Consider the following 601-nt stretch of genomic DNA (forward strand, 5'->3'; position numbering starts at 1 on the left):
AGGAAAGAAGATGCGCGTCCTGTTCGCCACCCACGCCGAGAAGAGCCATTTCCTGGGGATGGTCCCGCTGGCGTGGGCGCTGCGCAACGCCGGCCACGAGGTACGGGTGGCCAGCCAGCCCGAGCTGACCGACGTCGTCACCGGCGCGGGCCTCACCGCCGTCCCCGTCGGCAGGGACCACGAGCTGCGGCGCCTGTCCAAGGTCCTGGAACGGGTGGCGCCCGAGGCCCCGGTCTTCGACATGGCGGAGGACCGCCCCGAGGTGCTCACCTGGGAGCACCTCACCTGGGGGTACGGCGGGGTGGTGCCGTGGTGGTGGCGGGTGGTGAACGACCCCATGGTGGAGGAGCTGACCGCGTTCTGCCGGGAGTGGCAGCCGGACCTGGTGATCTGGGAGCCGCTCACCTACGCCGGGGCGGTCGCGGCGAAGGCGAGCGGAGCGGCGCACGCCCGCTTCATGTGGGGGCTGGACCTGTTCGCCCGGATGCGCGGCCACTACCTGCGCGTCAAGGAACAGCGGCCGCCCGGCGACCGGCAGGACGTGCTCGCCCAGTGGCTCGGGGGCTGGGCCGCCAGGACCGGCACCGCCTTCTCCGAGGAC

The 601-nt window shown here is 72.9% G+C and carries 1 protein-coding gene; it reads left to right on the forward strand.

Annotated features, from left to right (window positions below):
* Positions 1-10: 10 nt before the first annotated feature.
* Positions 11-601 (forward strand): glycosyltransferase family protein (locus ACSC1Q_RS43050; RefSeq protein WP_495573956.1); only part of this gene is annotated, 591 nt, incomplete at its 3' end.

It is taken from the genome of Streptosporangium heterodermiicola, assembly GCF_051390675.1.
Classification (GTDB): Bacteria; Actinomycetota; Actinomycetes; order Streptosporangiales; family Streptosporangiaceae; genus Streptosporangium.